The sequence below is a fragment of the Bradyrhizobium sp. WCU1 genome, from assembly GCF_053474805.1.
Genome location: NZ_CM130280.1, coordinates 3,870,423 through 3,886,185, shown reverse-complemented (window position 1 = coordinate 3,886,185; position 15,763 = coordinate 3,870,423). Strand labels below are relative to the sequence as shown.

Annotated in this window: 10 protein-coding genes and 1 tRNA gene; 5 read left to right on the top strand and 6 right to left on the bottom strand. The window is 63.7% G+C overall.

Annotated elements, in window-relative coordinates; all coding sequences use genetic code 11:
* Nucleotides 1-38 precede the first annotated feature (38 nt).
* The 5 genes from ACTUWL_RS18050 (at nucleotide 39) to ACTUWL_RS18030 (ending at nucleotide 6,164) form a co-directional block, all read left to right on the top strand.
* Nucleotides 39-1,847 carry an adenylate/guanylate cyclase domain-containing protein gene (locus ACTUWL_RS18050; RefSeq protein ID WP_158267737.1) on the top strand — a complete coding sequence of 603 codons (1,809 nt, stop codon included), beginning with the start codon at nucleotides 39-41 and terminating at the stop codon, nucleotides 1,845-1,847.
* 49 nt (nucleotides 1,848-1,896) lie between these two features.
* The gene (locus ACTUWL_RS18045; RefSeq protein ID WP_021078071.1) at nucleotides 1,897-2,814 is read left to right on the top strand and encodes a phosphatase PAP2 family protein; all 918 of its coding nucleotides are present in this window, start codon (nucleotides 1,897-1,899) and stop codon (nucleotides 2,812-2,814) included.
* On the top strand, nucleotides 2,811-3,404 hold the full coding sequence (locus ACTUWL_RS18040) for a papain-like cysteine protease family protein (RefSeq protein ID WP_021078070.1): 594 nt from the start codon (nucleotides 2,811-2,813) through the stop codon (nucleotides 3,402-3,404). Before ACTUWL_RS18045 ends, ACTUWL_RS18040 begins: the two co-directional genes overlap by 4 nt.
* Nucleotides 3,401-4,063, top strand: coding sequence for a hypothetical protein (locus ACTUWL_RS18035; RefSeq protein WP_021078069.1), 663 nt, complete (start codon nucleotides 3,401-3,403; stop codon nucleotides 4,061-4,063). Before ACTUWL_RS18040 ends, ACTUWL_RS18035 begins: the two co-directional genes overlap by 4 nt.
* Before the next feature lie 424 nt (nucleotides 4,064-4,487).
* On the top strand, nucleotides 4,488-6,164 hold the full coding sequence (locus ACTUWL_RS18030) for an alkaline phosphatase family protein (RefSeq protein ID WP_021078068.1): 1,677 nt from the start codon (nucleotides 4,488-4,490) through the stop codon (nucleotides 6,162-6,164).
* A gap of 406 nt (nucleotides 6,165-6,570) precedes the next feature.
* Here ACTUWL_RS18030 and ACTUWL_RS18025 read toward each other — a convergent pair whose 3' ends face one another.
* The 6 genes from ACTUWL_RS18025 to ACTUWL_RS18000 all read right to left on the bottom strand — a co-directional run bounded on the left by ACTUWL_RS18025 (nucleotide 6,571) and on the right by ACTUWL_RS18000 (nucleotide 15,725).
* Nucleotides 6,571-8,847, bottom strand: a complete 2,277-nt coding sequence (locus ACTUWL_RS18025) for a fused MFS/spermidine synthase (RefSeq protein WP_021078067.1) — start codon at nucleotides 8,845-8,847, stop codon at nucleotides 6,571-6,573.
* Nucleotides 8,848-9,069: 222 nt separating this feature from the next.
* Nucleotides 9,070-9,159: transfer RNA gene (locus ACTUWL_RS18020), tRNA-Ser, on the bottom strand.
* A gap of 248 nt (nucleotides 9,160-9,407) precedes the next feature.
* Nucleotides 9,408-10,859, bottom strand: coding sequence for a trehalose-6-phosphate synthase (locus ACTUWL_RS18015; protein ID WP_021078066.1), 1,452 nt, complete (start codon nucleotides 10,857-10,859; stop codon nucleotides 9,408-9,410).
* A gap of 204 nt (nucleotides 10,860-11,063) precedes the next feature.
* Nucleotides 11,064-11,897: a trehalose-phosphatase gene (gene otsB / locus ACTUWL_RS18010; protein WP_021078065.1), complete on the bottom strand. Its 834-nt coding sequence runs from the start codon at nucleotides 11,895-11,897 to the stop codon at nucleotides 11,064-11,066.
* 3 nt (nucleotides 11,898-11,900) lie between these two features.
* The gene (locus tag ACTUWL_RS18005; protein ID WP_035650752.1) at nucleotides 11,901-13,391 is read right to left on the bottom strand and encodes an MFS transporter; all 1,491 of its coding nucleotides are present in this window, start codon (nucleotides 13,389-13,391) and stop codon (nucleotides 11,901-11,903) included.
* Nucleotides 13,392-13,691: 300 nt separating this feature from the next.
* On the bottom strand, nucleotides 13,692-15,725 hold the full coding sequence (locus tag ACTUWL_RS18000) for a methyl-accepting chemotaxis protein (protein ID WP_021078063.1): 2,034 nt from the start codon (nucleotides 15,723-15,725) through the stop codon (nucleotides 13,692-13,694).
* Nucleotides 15,726-15,763: the final 38 nt, after the last annotated feature.

Here is a 15,763-nt window from a genome sequence, read left to right as displayed (position 1 = left end):
ACGTACATCGAAGGTTATGGCGCGACGGTATGACGGGCATGGCAGTGCAGACTGACCCCGTGTTGTCCACTCAAGTGATGCCTCCCTTTGAGCGGGCTTGTCGCGCTGTCCTTGCTGCTGACGTAGTTGGCTACACCCGACTGATGGAAGCGGCCGAGCTCGAAACCCATCAACGCTATCGCACGCTCCGGGTCGAAGTCACCGATCCGACCATCGTCTCTCATCGCGGTGAAATCGTGAAGAACACCGGCGACGGATTTCTCGCGGTCTTCGAGAGCCCGCTGGATGCCGTCGAATGCGCGATCGAGCTGCAGCAGGAAATCCTGGCTCGAGAGAGCCAGCACTCTCCCGAGCGCCGTATCGCATTTCGCATTGGCATCCATTGGGAGCCCGTGATCTTCGATCTCGACGACGTCTACGGAAGCGCGGTCAATATCGCCGCGCGTCTACAGACGACGGCGCCGGCAGACGGGATCGTGGTGTCGTCGGCCGTGCTCGACAATCTTGATGGCGCCGGAGATCTGAAATTCGACAGTCTCGGCGACCTTCGGCTGAAGAACCTGACCCGAGCTGTCCCCGCGTTCTCGCTGCGATTGCCGGGGGTGGATCGCGGCGCGGCAGTGGGGTTCGCGAGCCCGCCCTCCAGACGCGCAAAGCTGCCCTCAATCGCCGTCCTGCCGCTCGTCAGTCTTTCAGACGACCCCGGCGATAATTATTTTGCCGAGGGATTCGTCGACGACATCATCGCGACGCTCAGCAATATCAAGCATCTCCTGGTCGTTGCCCGCGGATCGACCATGATGATCGACCGCCGCGCCGTCGATTACGGAACAGTGGCCGGCGAACGACTTGGTGTGCGGTATTTGCTCAGTGGCAGCATCCGCCGGGCCGGCGGTCGAATCCGGCTCGCTGTCGAGCTCGGTGACTTGTCGACGGCATCGGTCATATGGGCGGAAAAGTACGAAACCGATATCGAGCATATCTTCGGCGTGCAGGACGAAATCGCCCTCATGATCGTGGGTCGCATCTCGACGCATGTGCACCAGGCCGAGGTGAAGCGCGCGCTGCGGAAGCGCCCGCACAATCTGAACTCGTACGATTACTTTCTGCGCGCGCTTGATCTGCTCTACAAGCTGGACTTCGCCAGCTTTTCGATGGCGCGGACGCTGCTGGAGCGGGCGCGCGAAGAGGACGACGGCTATGCGGCGCCCTATGCGTTTTCGGCGCGCTGGCACATGCTGAACATCGCCGAGGGCCGGTCGACCGATCCCAACGCCGAGATCGCCGAGATCATCCGGCTATCCAATTGCGCAATCGAACGAGATCCATCCGACGCGCTGGCCCTTTCACTGCAGGGACACGCGCGCAGTGCGTTTCATTTCGACTATGACACGGCCCTGGACTGCTTTGACCGCGCGCTTGCCGCATCGCCGAACAATCCCTGGGCATGGATGTTCAGCAGCGCAACATACGGCTTCATCGGCCAAGCGACGTCAGGAATCGAACGAGCCGAACGCGCCATTCGGCTGTCCCCGCTGGATCAACAAGCCTTCACCAGTTACTCGCGGCTCGGCCAGAATCATTATTTGAACGGTACCTATGAGGAGGCCATTCGCTGGTCGCGAAAGGCACTCAGCCTCAATCCGCGATACGGAAACGCGATCCGGATCGCCGCGGCAAGCCTCGTGGCGGTCGGCAGGCATGAGGATGCCACGTTGTTGGCAACACATCATCGATCGGTTCTGCCGCATTTCACGGTGTCTGATTACGCGCCGCGTTGCCCTTTCAAGGCGGAGCAAGCTTCACTTTACGTACAACGGCTGGAAGCCGCCGGACTTCCTGTCTGAATTTGGAGCGTCTCATTGACAAGATGATTATTGGAGCTGGGAGGTCGCGATGCAGTTTCATGTATTTGATGGCGGCGGGGACGGTGGCGGAGACGGTGGTGGCGATGGCGGCGGAGATGGCGGGGGAGGCGGCGGTCAAAGTTATGGCGCGGGCGGAGCCTATATGGGTTCGCCACCAGCACAGGGCGCACCTTTCCTGATCTTCGATCCGCTGGGCGGTGAAATCTGCGAGAAGGACCTCGATTTCAAGGTGGTTTTCCCCTGGTCGGGGTGGGAGCCCGACCTGTTTGGCGTGATCGCGCTGGCTGAGTTCGGGCAGACCAATTGGCGTCGCTCCATTCGAGCTCCGGATCCGCCCCATCGTCATGCGGATATTTTTACCGAGATCGATCAGTTGGCTGCAATGGCGCGCGACGAGCGCCCTCGCCTGATCGGTGAAATTCTCGATCAGAATGCCCGACTGCGCGGCTATTTTGCCGAAGTCCTGATGATGTCGGCGTGGTCGCATCCGAACTCGCTCAAGATCATCGAGATGGCGATCCGGGTTGCCCAGATGGTGGCGATCGACTTCAAGCTCCGGTTCAATCGGGCTCGGCCGCAACAGGTCTGTCCCGCTCTCGTTCCCTTGATCAATTCGCCGGGGCACGCCTCGTTTCCGAGCGCGCATTCGCTGGAAAGCCACCTGATCGCCCTGGCGCTTGCGGAGATCCATCCCCGACACACCAGGCGGATGCTCGTCGCATTGGCCGATCGCATCGGGCGCAACCGCGAGGTGGCAGGCGTCCACTACCCGAGCGATACCCACGCGGGAAAGGTGATTGCCCACCAGGCGTTCGAGCTCCTCAAGGACTGTCCGACATTCAAGGCGGTGTCGGCCGAGGCCAAGCGTGAGCCTGGCAAGGCCGGGACGCTCGTCCTGCCGCCCGGACGTTCGGCCTCCAAGAAGACGCGGGGGAAACGATCGTGACACCGGCAGCAGACCAAACGGCTTCACTCGTGAACGCGACATGCGTCCCGATCAAACTGCCCCCGTTCAGGCGATCGAGGTGGCGCCTGCTCGACTTCAAGAACGAATACCAGGAAAAGACCAACTGGTGCTGGGCCGCCGTCGCGGCCAGCGTCGCCCATTTTTATCGTCCCGCCAGCAGGGTGACCCAATGCGACATTGCGAACGGACAGCTGGGCCGAAGTGATTGCTGCGCGGGCGACAAGGACGCCTGCAATGTCTACGGCTACTTGATGTCCTCGCTGTTCCGCGTCGGCCATTTCAGGAAATGGACGGCGCGCCGTTCCGCGTCCTTGCGAGAGACCGAGGAAGAGATCGGAGGCAGGCGCCCGCTATGCGTGCGCATCGTCTGGAATGGCGGCGGAGCCCACCTGGTCACGATCAAGGGTTACTCCGCGGCGGTCGGCGTGCCCGCGCAAGATAACTACGGCCTGGCGATTGCGGACCCTTGGTGGGGCCTCTCGGATATCGACGCCGCGCAATTTCCGCGCGGCTATGTCAACTGCGGCACCTGGACGGACACATACTACACCAGGAGGGCAACGGCATGACGATTCCGGCAGCTGACCTTCCCGACGATGCCCGCGACGCCGTCCTTGCCGGCATGGCCAGACGGGCGCGCACGCGGGGCTTTGCGACGCCCAAGCTCAACTTCGCGCATCGCAATCATCCCGAAGACCTGCAGCTTTGCGCACCGCATCGCATGGCGTTGCTGCCGTTGAGCGCGTTGCGCCGTCTGGCGGGGCCTGACCGGTGCACGGCCAAGGCTCCAGCCGCAAATGAGCTGCCGGCACTCAGTTCCGTAGCAACCATCCTCGGCTGGCGGTTTCTCATCTATGACAAGAATGCTCTTGAGCCGATCGCCGCAGCTCATGCCGTCTTCACCGACCAGGGCGGCTATCGATTGGCCGAACTGAACGAGGGACCATACGTAACCAACTTTCCCAAAGCGCTTCAGGCACCCGCCGTGCGTCGCGCGATCTCATTCGACAGTGACGATGACGAACCTTGTGAGCCGCTGTTGCTGCTCGCTCCGGCCATTTACTTTGCCGGACTGTGGATCCGATATCAGGACAGCCGCAAGGACTTCATCCGGCCGATGGACTCCTCCCTCCTGCCGGCCTTTGCCAACGCGAAACCTGCAGAGGTGCTCGCCGTCCTGCTTCAAGCATCGCTTGCAGTTCCAACCGACGGCGCTTCGGCAGGGTGACACCCGCAGCCCAGCACAACTCGGCGAGTGAACGGCAAGAACCATTCGTTGCGCGGCGACAGCGCATCGCCCGCCCCTGGATGCCGATCAGCTCCGCCTTAAGGCCCGATGAGAATAGGTTGAGCTGGAACGGCGTCGAAAGTTCACCTCTCCCTTGGGAGAGGTCGATTTGCGCAGCAAATCGGGTGAGGGGCTGCGGTCTATCGAGAGAGCAAGAGCCCTCACCCGGATTGCTGCGCAATCCGACCTCTCCCCACTGGGGAGAGGTGAAGCGAGACCGCGCCAAGCCGATTCAACCAAAACTCATCCCGCCTTAGTCATCGAACTCGCACGAAAGCGTCATCCCGCCGTCAATTGACGGCGACAAGTTGTCGCGGCCAGCGCTGGCAATTCCAATTCAACGGAAACAGAGAGGGGCAATTTCATGCGTTGTTTTCATAACAATTTCTTGTCGACTGCCGCGATCGCGGCGACCATGCTCGCTTGCGGCGTCGCAGTGGCGCATGCGGACGATGACGATGGGCATTCGCGGCGACATGGCTACAAGCATGTCCTGCTGATCAGTGTCGACGGCATGCACGCCGTCGATTTGAAGCGTTGGGTCGAAAGCCGCCCCGGCGGCAACTTCGCCCAGCTCACCGGCAAGGGCGTCGTCTATCCGAACGCCTACACCACCGCGCCGTCCGATAGTTATCCGGGCATGCTCGCGCAGGTCACTGGCGCCACGCCGAAGGGCGGCGGCCTGTTCTATGACGACAGCTATGATCGCACCGAGTATCCGGCCAAGGCCTTCTACACCAGCCAAAATCTCGCGGACCCCGGTTGCGTGAAGCCGGCAGGCACCGAAATCACCAACTTCGAGGCACTCGACAAGACCTACGATTATTCCAGCGGGCTGGTTGCCGACTACACCGCCGGCGGCACGCTCGGTCAGGTCCATACGCAGCTCGATCCGGATCACATGCAGCGCAAGCTGGTGAACGGCCAGTGCGTCCCGGTCTATCCGCACGAATACGTGCGCACCAACACGATCTTCGAGGTCATCAAGCAGGCCGGCAGGCGCACGGCGTGGTCCGACAAGCATCCGGCCTATGAGGATCTGGCGGGCCCATCCGGCAAGGGCCTCGACGAGCTGTTCACGCCCGAGATCAACTCGCAGGACACGATCGACAAGGGCGCCAAGCCTGGCGACGACTACACCAAGAGCTTTGTCGGCGTCCGTTCATACGACTCGCTGAAGGTGCAGGCGGTGTTGAACTGGATCGACGGCTACAACGGCACGCGAACGCAGCATCAAGGCGTCCCCGCGATCTTCGGCATGAACTTCCAGGCCGTCAGCGTCGGCCAGAAGCTTGCGAAGGCCGGCAACGCCGATACCGACAAGTCGCTGGTCGGCGGCTATGCCGACGCCAAGGCGACGCCCGGCAATGCGCTCACGCAGCAATTCCAGTTCGTGGACGATGCGCTCGGCAAGTTCATCAACGAACTCAAGGCGCAGAACCTCTACGATTCGACGCTGATCATTATCAGCGCCAAGCATGGCCAGTCGCCGATCAACCTCGCGGACCGCGTGGCGATCTCCGACTCGCTGTACAGCAAGGCGCCCGGTTTCGGCGCCAACGGCTTCGAGATCTGCGATGACGCGGCGCTGGTCTGGCTGTCGCCGGAACTGCAACAGGCGACCAATCCGGCGACCGGCAACCCCTACTATGCCGACGCCAAGGCCTACATTCTGGCCCATGCTGCCGACCTGCATATCCAGAAGCTGCTCGATCGCGATGAACTGACCAAGCTCTATGAGGATCCGTTCCACAACAGCCGGGTGCCGGACTTCATCGCCATCACCGATCATGGCGTCATCTGCACCGGCGGCAGCAAGCTTGCCGAGCATGGCGGCTTCTCCAAGGACGATCGCAATGTCCTGCTGCTGGTCTCCTCGCCCCGCATCAAGCATGCGAGGACGAACGAGGAGACCACCTTCACCACCCAGATCGCGCCGACGATCCTGCGTGCGCTCGACCTCGATCCGCGCAGCCTCCAGGCGGTTCGCGAAGAAGGCGTCGAGGCGCTGACGCTGAACGAAGACGCCGAGCGGTTCTGACCGCCACGGCGCAACGCACCGAAGGCCTGCACCGGCCCATCGTGACCGGGCAGGCCGGACGGCCTCGTCCCATCTATCGGCGCCCCGCGCACGGGGCGCCGATTTCCGGATCATGCTCTGGAGCGTTTTCGAGCGAAGTGGATACCGGTTCGCGTGAAGAAAACGCGTCAAAACAACAATCTAAGGCGCGATGAGTTTTGGTTGAATCGGCTTGGCGCGATCTCGGTCCACCTCTCCTCGTCGGGGAGAGGTGCACCTTCGACGCCGCTCCATCTCAAGCTAACTTCATCATGCTGTAGAGCCTCGTTCCGATTCAATCGGAACGGAATAGGCTCTAGGCAGGAAAGCAGGCCGCCGGCGTCAACGTGAACGGAGCCAAGATGGCCGGCGCGCATCGTCTGCGGGCTCAGGAGCCGAACTTCGCTCGCAGCATGGGGCCAAGCAGGTTCGAGTAGTCGTCCGTCCAGAGTGCGCTGGCCGGGTCCGGCGACATGGCGATCCAATGCTGTGCCGCCGCGCCGGCATCCTCAGCCGTGCGCGCAAGCATCACCACCCGGGACGCCGTCCTGAGCGTGGTCATGACGTCGCCCGTGGGATGCCCTTCCTTGAACAGTGCGATCAACCCCTGGGACTGCGCGACATTCGCCATGATCGGCGCCAGATCGAGATGGCGGTTGGAGATATGCACCAGAATGACGCCGTGCGGCGTCAGCTTCGACAGATAGCCGGCGATCGCTTCACGGGTCAGCAGGTGGACGGGAATGCCGTCGGACGAGAAGGCGTCCAGCACGATCAGGTCGTAGCGCTCGGGTGAGGCCTGCAGCGTGAGACGCGCATCGCCGAGCACGAGGTCGGCCTTGGGTGCGCAGCGCGAGAGGAACGTGAAGAATGCGGGATTGCTCGCGATCCTGATCACCTCGGGATCGATCTCGAAGAAACTCCACTCCTCTTCGCCGCGCAGGTAGCATGCGAGCGAGCCGGTGCCGAGGCCGACGACCGCAACCCGTTCGAAGCCGTTCTTGAACCTGTCGTTGGCGCCGCGTGCCGCCGCGATCCCTTCGGCCAGCGGGCCGCCCGGATAGTAGTAGCTCTGAGGCTCGGGCGCTCCCGCGACCGGCGTGCCATCCTCGTTACGCAACCGCTCTGCGCCATGCATCGTGTTGCCGTGGAACAGCAGCCGCGCGCTGCCGTCCGAGAGGTCGACCACGGTATGGACACCGAAGAAGCTGCGCGCGGTCTCGATCGGGGCCATGCCAGGACGCCAGAACGTCGTCAGCATCAGGCCCGTGATCGCCAATCCGGCGAATGACACCGGCCGTTGTCGCAGGAAGAGCATGCAGGCCGTGAGCAGGATCAACAGGGCCTTGAACGGAAACTCCAGCGAGGCCGGCAGCTGCAGTTTGGTGACATACCAGACCATGGCGAGCGCGATCGCCAGCGCCAGCCATGGCGAAGCCTTCGTCAGCGCCCGGCGCGCACCGCCTGCGAACATGCCCGGCAGTGCCAGCAGCGCGAGCGCGATCAGGATCGGATATTCGTAGTTGCCGGAAAAAATCTTCGGCGCCAGCAGTCCGGCGAAGGCGCCGCCCAGCACGCCCCCGAATGAGGTGCACAGGAAGAACTCCGTCAGGCGTTGCGGGTGCGGGCGCCGGGCGTAGAGTTCGCCATGGCAGAGCAGCGTCAGCAGCGTGAACACGACGAGGTGGAGCGCGATCGTCGTCAGCCAGAACACCTTGGCGCCCACGAGACTGATCGCAAGTGGGGCCACGGCGAACGGAACGAGCCACGCCACGGTCGCGTGGCTGATCCACGGCCGATCGCGGAACACGACAACGAAGGTGAACAGATAGAGCGCCAGCGGAATGACCCACAGAAACGGGGTTGCCGCGACGTCGGTCGTCAGATGCGCGGTCACCGCGATGACCAGCCCGGATGGAATAGCCGCAAGCGCGATCCAGCGCAGCCGGTCGGTTGCGCTGACGATCGACGTCTGCGGCGTCGGCGCCGCGCCCGTCACGCCATTGCCTCGTCCCAGGACGAAGGCGACTGCCGTGACGAGGAGCGCGAAGACCGCGAAGCCGACCGACCAAGCGCCCGCCTGCATTTTCAGCGTCAGCAGCGGCTCGACGACGACGGGATAGGCAAACAGGGCCGCGAACGAGCCGAGATTCGACGCGGCATAGAGCACGTAGGGATTGCTGGCCTCGCGATGGCCGCTCGCGGCGAACCAGCTCTGCAGCAAGGGTGCGCTGGCCGACAGCGTGAAGAACGGCAGGCCGATCGACGCAGCGAACAGCCCGAACAGCCAGAGCGCCGTTCCATCTGCCGGCGGCGCCCCCCAATTCGGCGCGATCGCGATCGGCAAGGTCATCGCCGTGACGGCGAGCAGGAGCAGATGAACCAGCCCCGCGCGCTGCCGCCCGAACAAGCGGCCGAGCAGATGGGCATAGGCATAGCCGGCAAGCAGCACGGCCTGGAAGAACACCATCGCCACCGACCAGACCGAGGGCGCACCGCCGAGCTTCGGCAGCACCATTTTCGCAAACATCGGCTGGATCAGGAACAGCAGCAGCGCCGACAGGAGCAGCGTCGCCACGCTGAGGATCGGCAGCAGGCGCGTATCATCGACAGAACGCGCCGCCTCGGGAGGCGTTCGATCTGGCGCATTCTCGACGACTGACATCCGCTCGTTCCGGCAATCCCGCCGCGCAGGGTAGCTTCGCCCCGCTTAAACAGGCGTTAAGCGGAGCTCGGGAACGAGATCGACACATCACGGTATGCGCATCGGCGGCGAAGCCGCATTCCGTCGGTATGTCGGCACACCCATGCAGGGTTATCCCACTACCGGCGCATCGAGACAGTGGCGAGAAGACCGGAGAGCAGCGAAGCAGGCTATTTTGAGCGATGGCGGAGAGAGTGGGATTCGAACCCACGGTACGGTTTCCCGCACACACGCTTTCCAAGCGTGCGCCTTAAGCCACTCGGCCATCTCTCCGGGAGGCCTCTCTTGAAGGGCTGAGGCGGATTTTGCAAGGGAGCGCGGGGTCGAACCGCGAAATTTCCCCAACGGATTGAAAATATTGGGTAAATTCTCGGCAACGTCGGCCGCGCGCGGGGCCATCGCAGACGGCTCTTGCCAGCGCCGGCGAGTGGCCGGCGCAAATCAAGCCGATTGGCCCGCCTCCATCATTCCCCTCTGTGCCATTGCACAGCCCAAGGCGCTCAGGGAAGGCCGACAGTCGCTCAGTGATATCGCGCGGCAAAATCCGCCGCGCGGCGCGGCCACAGGGATGTTGGCTCGGGCAGCGCTGCGGCTCCGGCATTGTGCGTATCCTGCAGCGCCTCGATGAAATCGGCGAACCATTGCTGGATGGTGCCGCCGTTGAGCTTCTCCATCATGGCTTCCCAGCGCATCCGCCGCTCGGTCAGCGGCATTGCCAGCGCGGTCGCCAACGTGCGCGCCATGCCGTCGATGTCGTGCGGATTGACCAGCAGCGCGGCGTCGAGCTCGTTCGCCGCACCGGCGAATTTCGACAGCACCAGCACGCCGGGATCGGCCGGGTTTTGCGCGGCGACATATTCCTTGGCGACGAGGTTCATGCCGTCCTGCAGCGGCGTTACCACGCCGACCTGCGCGGTGCGGTAAAGCCCTGCGAGCACGCCCTGGCCGAAGCCCTTGTTGAGATAGCGGATCGGCGTCCAGTCGACCTCGCCGTGCACGCCGTTGACGTCGGTGACGAGCTTCGCCACCTCGCTGGCGAGATTGCCATAGGCCTCGATCGCGCCCCGCGAGGGCGTTGCGATCTGCAGCATCGACGCCGATCGCTTCAGGTTCGGATACAGCGACCACATCTTGTCGAACGCCTTGATGCGGTTGACGAGGCCCTTGGAATAGTCGAGCCGGTCGACGCCGATCGCGAGCTTCTCGCCGTTGAGGCTGCGCCGTAGCCGCGTCACGTCGGGATGCGTCATCGCCTTGGTGGCCTGCTGCGCGAACTTGCCGGGATCGATGCCGATCGGAAATACCGCGGCCCGGGTGCGGCCGAACGACGAATTGATAATGCCGTCGCGCACCTCGAAATCGAGATCGTGCTGCACGTAGCTGAGGAAATTCTCGCAATCCTCGTCGGTCTGGAAGCCGATCAGGTCGTAAGACAGCATCGCCTCGATCAGCTCACGGTGATTGGGCACGCCCGCGATCACCGCGCGCGCCGGCCACGGCGTATGCAGGAAGAAGCCGATCGGCTGCGTGACGCCGAGGTCGCGCAGTTCGGCGCCGAGCGCGAGGAAATGATAGTCCTGGATCCAGAACACGGAATCCGGCTTGCGGAAACGCAGCAGCGCGCGCGCCATGAACGCGTTCACCGCGCGATAGCTCGCGTAGTCCTCGTGCGAAGCGCGAATCAGATCGGCGCGCGAATGCATCGCGGGCCACAGCGCCGAATTGGCAAAGCCTTCGTAGTAGCCGCCATAGTGCGCGGCCGGCAGATCGAGCATCGCCAGCGCGCCCGCACCGAGAGCTTCGACCTCTGCAAAAGGTTCCTTGTGGTTCCCGTCGCGGACCCGTCCGCTGGAACCAACCCATATTGCCCCTGTCTTTTCCACCACCGGCAACAATGCCGCAGCAAGCCCCCCCGTCATGGGTTCATTGGGTTTTCCGCGCGAAACGCGGTTCGATACGACGACGAGGTTCACCAGGTCCCCTCCTGTTGGTCAACTCGCGTATTAACAACCATTCATCAAGATGGTTCCTGATCAAGGAATCTCCCAAATGAAACCAAATTCTGGCGAAGACGCATGGAACTCGCGGGAACTCGCGAAAAGAAAAATTCATGCGAGGCAAACGCCACGACGCAAAACAACCGCATTCGATTCGAGCGCGCGACATAGTTGATTTGGTTAGGACAGATTGACGTCCCTATCATCGTCGAGCAGCCGCGCGAGGAACGCGCGCACATCGCTCGGGCCTTCGAAATGTCCGTCGACGCCGAGCGCGTGACGGCCGACGGAGAATGCGAGACCGTTGAAGTCAGGCATGATCGCGAACACCGTCTCATCGGTGACGTCGTCGCCGATGAAGAACGGGCGGCGTCCCCTGAACGGCTCATGCGTCATCAATTGGCGCACGCCGGTCGCCTTGGTGAAGCCGGAATGCTTGATCTCGCAAACGCTCTTGCCCGGCAGCACCTCGATCGGCGCATTCGGCAGCTCGGCGCGGATCAGCGAAACCGCTTCATAGATCGCCTTCTCCGCCTGCGGCGCGAGGCGATAGTGCAGCGCCAGCGAGTAACCCTTGTCCTCGAGCAGAATGCCGGGGCTGAGCTTTGCGATCGCGGCGAGGCGGCGCTTCAATTCCTTGTCGAGCGGCGGCGCGTGCGCGGCAACCGCCTCGCTGTCCGGCTGCAGCCGCATCTCGGCGCCATGGCCGCCGATCGCGGGGAATGCTTCGGGCGCGAAGATCAGGTCGATGTCGTTGAGCGAGCGACCGCTGACCAGCGCCAGCGCGCCGCCGGTGCGGTCATGCAATTGCTTCAGCGTGGCCGCGAGCTCCGGCGGCACCCAGACCTCGCGCGGGGTCGGGGCGAAATCGAGCAAAGTGCCGTCGATGTCGAGCAGCACCGCGGTCCGATCCAGCGGCGGAATCAGCGACGCCGGCGCCGGCATGCTGCCGGTCGTCCCGCGAGGTGCGATTTTATCATCAGGCGGCATTTCGGCCAATTCATGCTTCGTCATAGTCTACTCCACAAATGCCAATGGCCGCGCGACGGATTCGAGCGATTTTCGCTCGGCCGCGACGGCGTAGCGCCATGCGACGGCTGCGGCGGCGATCATGAGTGCCGACCCCAGCAGGTAGCCGGCGAACACGCTGTTGCGCGATCCGGTGTCGATCAGCACGCCGAACAGCGCCGGTCCGATCACGCCGCCGATGCCGGTGCCTACGGCATAGAAAACGGCGATGGCAAGCGCGCGGACCTCCAGCGGAAACGTCTCGCTGACGGTGAGATAGGCGGCGCTCGCCGCCGGCGAGGCGAAGAAGAAGATCACCATCCAGGCGATGGTCTGGGTCTGCGCGCTGAGCACGCCGATCGAGAACAGATAGCCGGATAGCGCAAGCAGCACGCCCGAGGCGCCATAGGTCAGCACGATCATGGTGCGGCGGCCCAGCGTGTCGAACAGGCGGCCGAGCAGCAGCGGCCCGAGGAAATTGCCGGCGGCGAAGGGCAGGATGTACCAGCCGACATTGCTGGCCGCGATGCCGAAGAAATCGGTCAGGATCAGCGCGAAGGTGAAGAAGATCGCATTGTAGAAGAAGGCCTGCGCGGCCATCAGCGTGAGCCCGACCAGCGAGCGTTGCCGGTAGGTCAAGAACAGCGTCGCCGCGACCTCGCGCAGCGGGGTGTGATCGCGCATCTTGAGCTTGATCTTCTCGAAACCTTCACTCGGCTGTTCGTGGCCGAGCACGGCTGTCTCGATACCGCCGACGATCCTGTGGGCCTCCTCGGGGCGTCCATGGATCATCAGCCAGCGCGGGCTTTCCGGGATCCACATCCGCATCAACAGCACGACGAGGCCGAGCGCCGCGCCGGTGAAATAGGCGATCCGCCAGCCATGATCGGGCGCAAGCAACGCAGGGTCGAGCAGCACGATCGCGCTCACCGCGCCGATCGCAGCCCCGATCCAGAAGCTGCCGTTGATGACGAGATCGGTCCAGCCGCGATAGCGAGCCGGCACCAGCTCCTGGATGGTCGAGTTGATCGCGGTGTATTCGCCGCCGATGCCGGCGCCGGTGAGAAAGCGAAACAGCGCGTAGCTCGCGACATTCCACGACAGCGCGGTCGCGGCGGTCGCCGAAAGATAAACCGCGAGCGTGATGAAGAACAGCTTCTTGCGCCCGATCCGGTCGGTCAGCCAGCCGAAGCCGAGCGCGCCGAGCACGGCACCGGCGAGATAGGCGCTGCTGGCAAGGCCGACGTCGGCGTTGGAGAAGCTCATCGTCGGGCTCTCCTTCAGCGCGCCCGACAGCGCCCCGGCCAGCGTCACTTCGAGCCCATCGAGAATCCAGGTGATGCCGAGTGCCAGCACAACGCGGGTGTGAAAGCCGCTCCAGCTGAGGCTGTCGAGACGAAGCGGAATCGAGGTCTCGATGATGCGGTCATCGCCCGGCACGGCGGCAGCCACACCCTCGTGCGTCGTCGCAGAGCTCAATCGTGTCCGCTGCAGTGTCATCAGTATGGACCAATGAGAAAAACCCCGGAACGTTGGGTTCCAAGGTTCTATCTCCCAGGATTGCGGCAAACGGTGTGCCCGCCACGCGACGTCAACGCCGCAGGCTAGCTGAGGTTCCCGCAATGCGGCATGGGAATCGGGATTACGGCACGCCGTTCTCCGTCGTCGTCCCGGCGAATGCCAGGACGCATACGCCGCGGCCTTCGCAAGGGGCGAGCGGCGAGTTGCCGGCACACCAACGAACAGTGGTGGTTATGGGTCCTGGCTTTCGCCAGGACGACGGTGGATAGACCGGCGTGCTTACGCCGCGCGGATGTTCGCCATGAAGCGATCGAGCTCCTCGCGCAGCCGCGAACTCTCGACCGACAGCGAACGCGCCGAGTTCAGCACTTCCTCGGAGGCGGCTCCGGTCTCGGCCGCACCGCGGTTGACCTGGGTGACGCTGGATGCGGTTTCCTGGGTGCCTTGCGCGACGTTCTGAACGCTGCGCGCGATTTCCTGCGTTGCCGCGCTCTGCTGCTCGACCGAGCTTGCAATGTTGGTCGCGATCCCGGAGATCTGCCCGATCGTGCCGCCGATCTCCTTGATCGCGGCAACCGATTCCTGCGTCGCGGCCTGCATACCCGTGATGTGGGTGGAGATCTCGTCGGTGGCTCTCGCGGTCTGGCTCGCCAGCGACTTCACCTCGGAGGCAACCACCGCGAAGCCGCGGCCGGCATCGCCCGCGCGCGCGGCCTCGATGGTGGCGTTCAGCGCCAAGAGATTGGTCTGCTCGGCGATCGCCGTGATCAGCTTGACCACGTCGCCGATCTCCTGCGCGGCGCGCGAGAGCTTGCCGATCCGCGCATCGGTCTGCTCGGCCTGGCGCACCGCGGAATCGGCGATCTGGCTGGATTCCTTGGCGCGGCGGCCGATCTCATCGACGGACGCGGACAATTCCTCGGTCGCAGACGCCACCGACTGCATGTTGCTGGAGGCCTCCTCGGAGGCGCCGGCGACCTGGCTCGACAGATTCTGCGTGGTCTCCGCGGTCCGGGTCAGGGTACCGGCCGCGGATTCGAGCTGCACGGCGGACGCCGACACGTTAGAGACGATCGAGCCGACGGCGGATTCGAATTCGTCGGCGAAGCGAATGAGCTCCGCGCGCCGCGCGGTCGCGCTGGCCTTGTTCTGCGCTTCCTGGGTCGCGGCGTCGCGCTCGGCCTTGGCGACCGCCTGGACCTTGAACTCTTCCACGGCACCGGCCATCTCGCCGAGCTCGTCGCGACGGCCGAGGCCCGGCAGCACGACGTCGAAATTGCCCGCCGCGAGCTCGCGCATCGCCGCGCACATCGCCGCGATCGGACGCGAAATGCCCTTGCCGAGCAGGAATGCCCAGCCAAGTCCGAGCACGAAGCTGCCGGCCGCGAGCATCAGGATCAGTTGCTCAGTTTCACCGATCATCGCGTGCGATTCGGTTTCGAGCCGCTTCTGGTCGGCGAGCAGATCGGACTTCATCGCCGCCGCGCCCTGGCTGATCGCGGCCGCGGATTCCGTCATCTCGACCGTCAGCTCGTCGATCGACTTGGCATTCGCGATCAGCTTGGCGAGCGCCTCGCGGTATTCCTCGAGCAGCGCGGTGATGTCCTTCACGCTCTGGGTGATCCGCTCGTCCTTCGAGCTGATGCCCTTCACCAGATTGTCGGCGAATTTCAGCCGGGCAAGTGCGCTGGAGGCGACGGTCTTGTCGCCATTGACGACGAAGCTGTTGACCGCGCCGGTGATCGACTGCAGCTGGTCGGCCACCTTCTTGGCGCCGAACTGGATCGATTGCAGCTCGGAATCGTCGGCGTTGCTCGGCAGATCATCGAGCTTGTAGCGCATCGAGGTTGCGCTGCGGGTCAGCTTGTTCTGCGCGATCTGCGCACTGTCGTCCTTGATGCGGACGATCTCGGCAAAGATCTTGGTGAAGGCGCGGAATTCACGCTCCAGCCTGGTGATCTGGTCGAGCCGGGCCGGATTGGTGGTGCCCTTCATCGACGCCGTGATGGCGTCCTTCAGGCTGGCCTCGGCGGCGAGTGCGGCCTTGGCGTCATCCTCCTTGCCGGTCGCGACGTAGTAACGCGCCAGCGAACGGTAGGAGATCAATTCGCGATCGATGTTGCGGGCCAGATCGGCTTCCGCGACGCTCTGGCGATAGGAGCCGACGCCGGCGGAGACCCGCTCGAAGCCCAGATAGGCGAAGCCCATGGTGGCTGCCGACAGCGCCAGCGTGACGGCAAAGCCGAGCATGATCTTGGCGCGGAATCGGAGGGTTGGGAGTCTGATCGAGAGCGATCGCTTCAGTCCCGGCATTCCAACCCCCGTCTTCATTCTGAAAACCACGCGGGGTC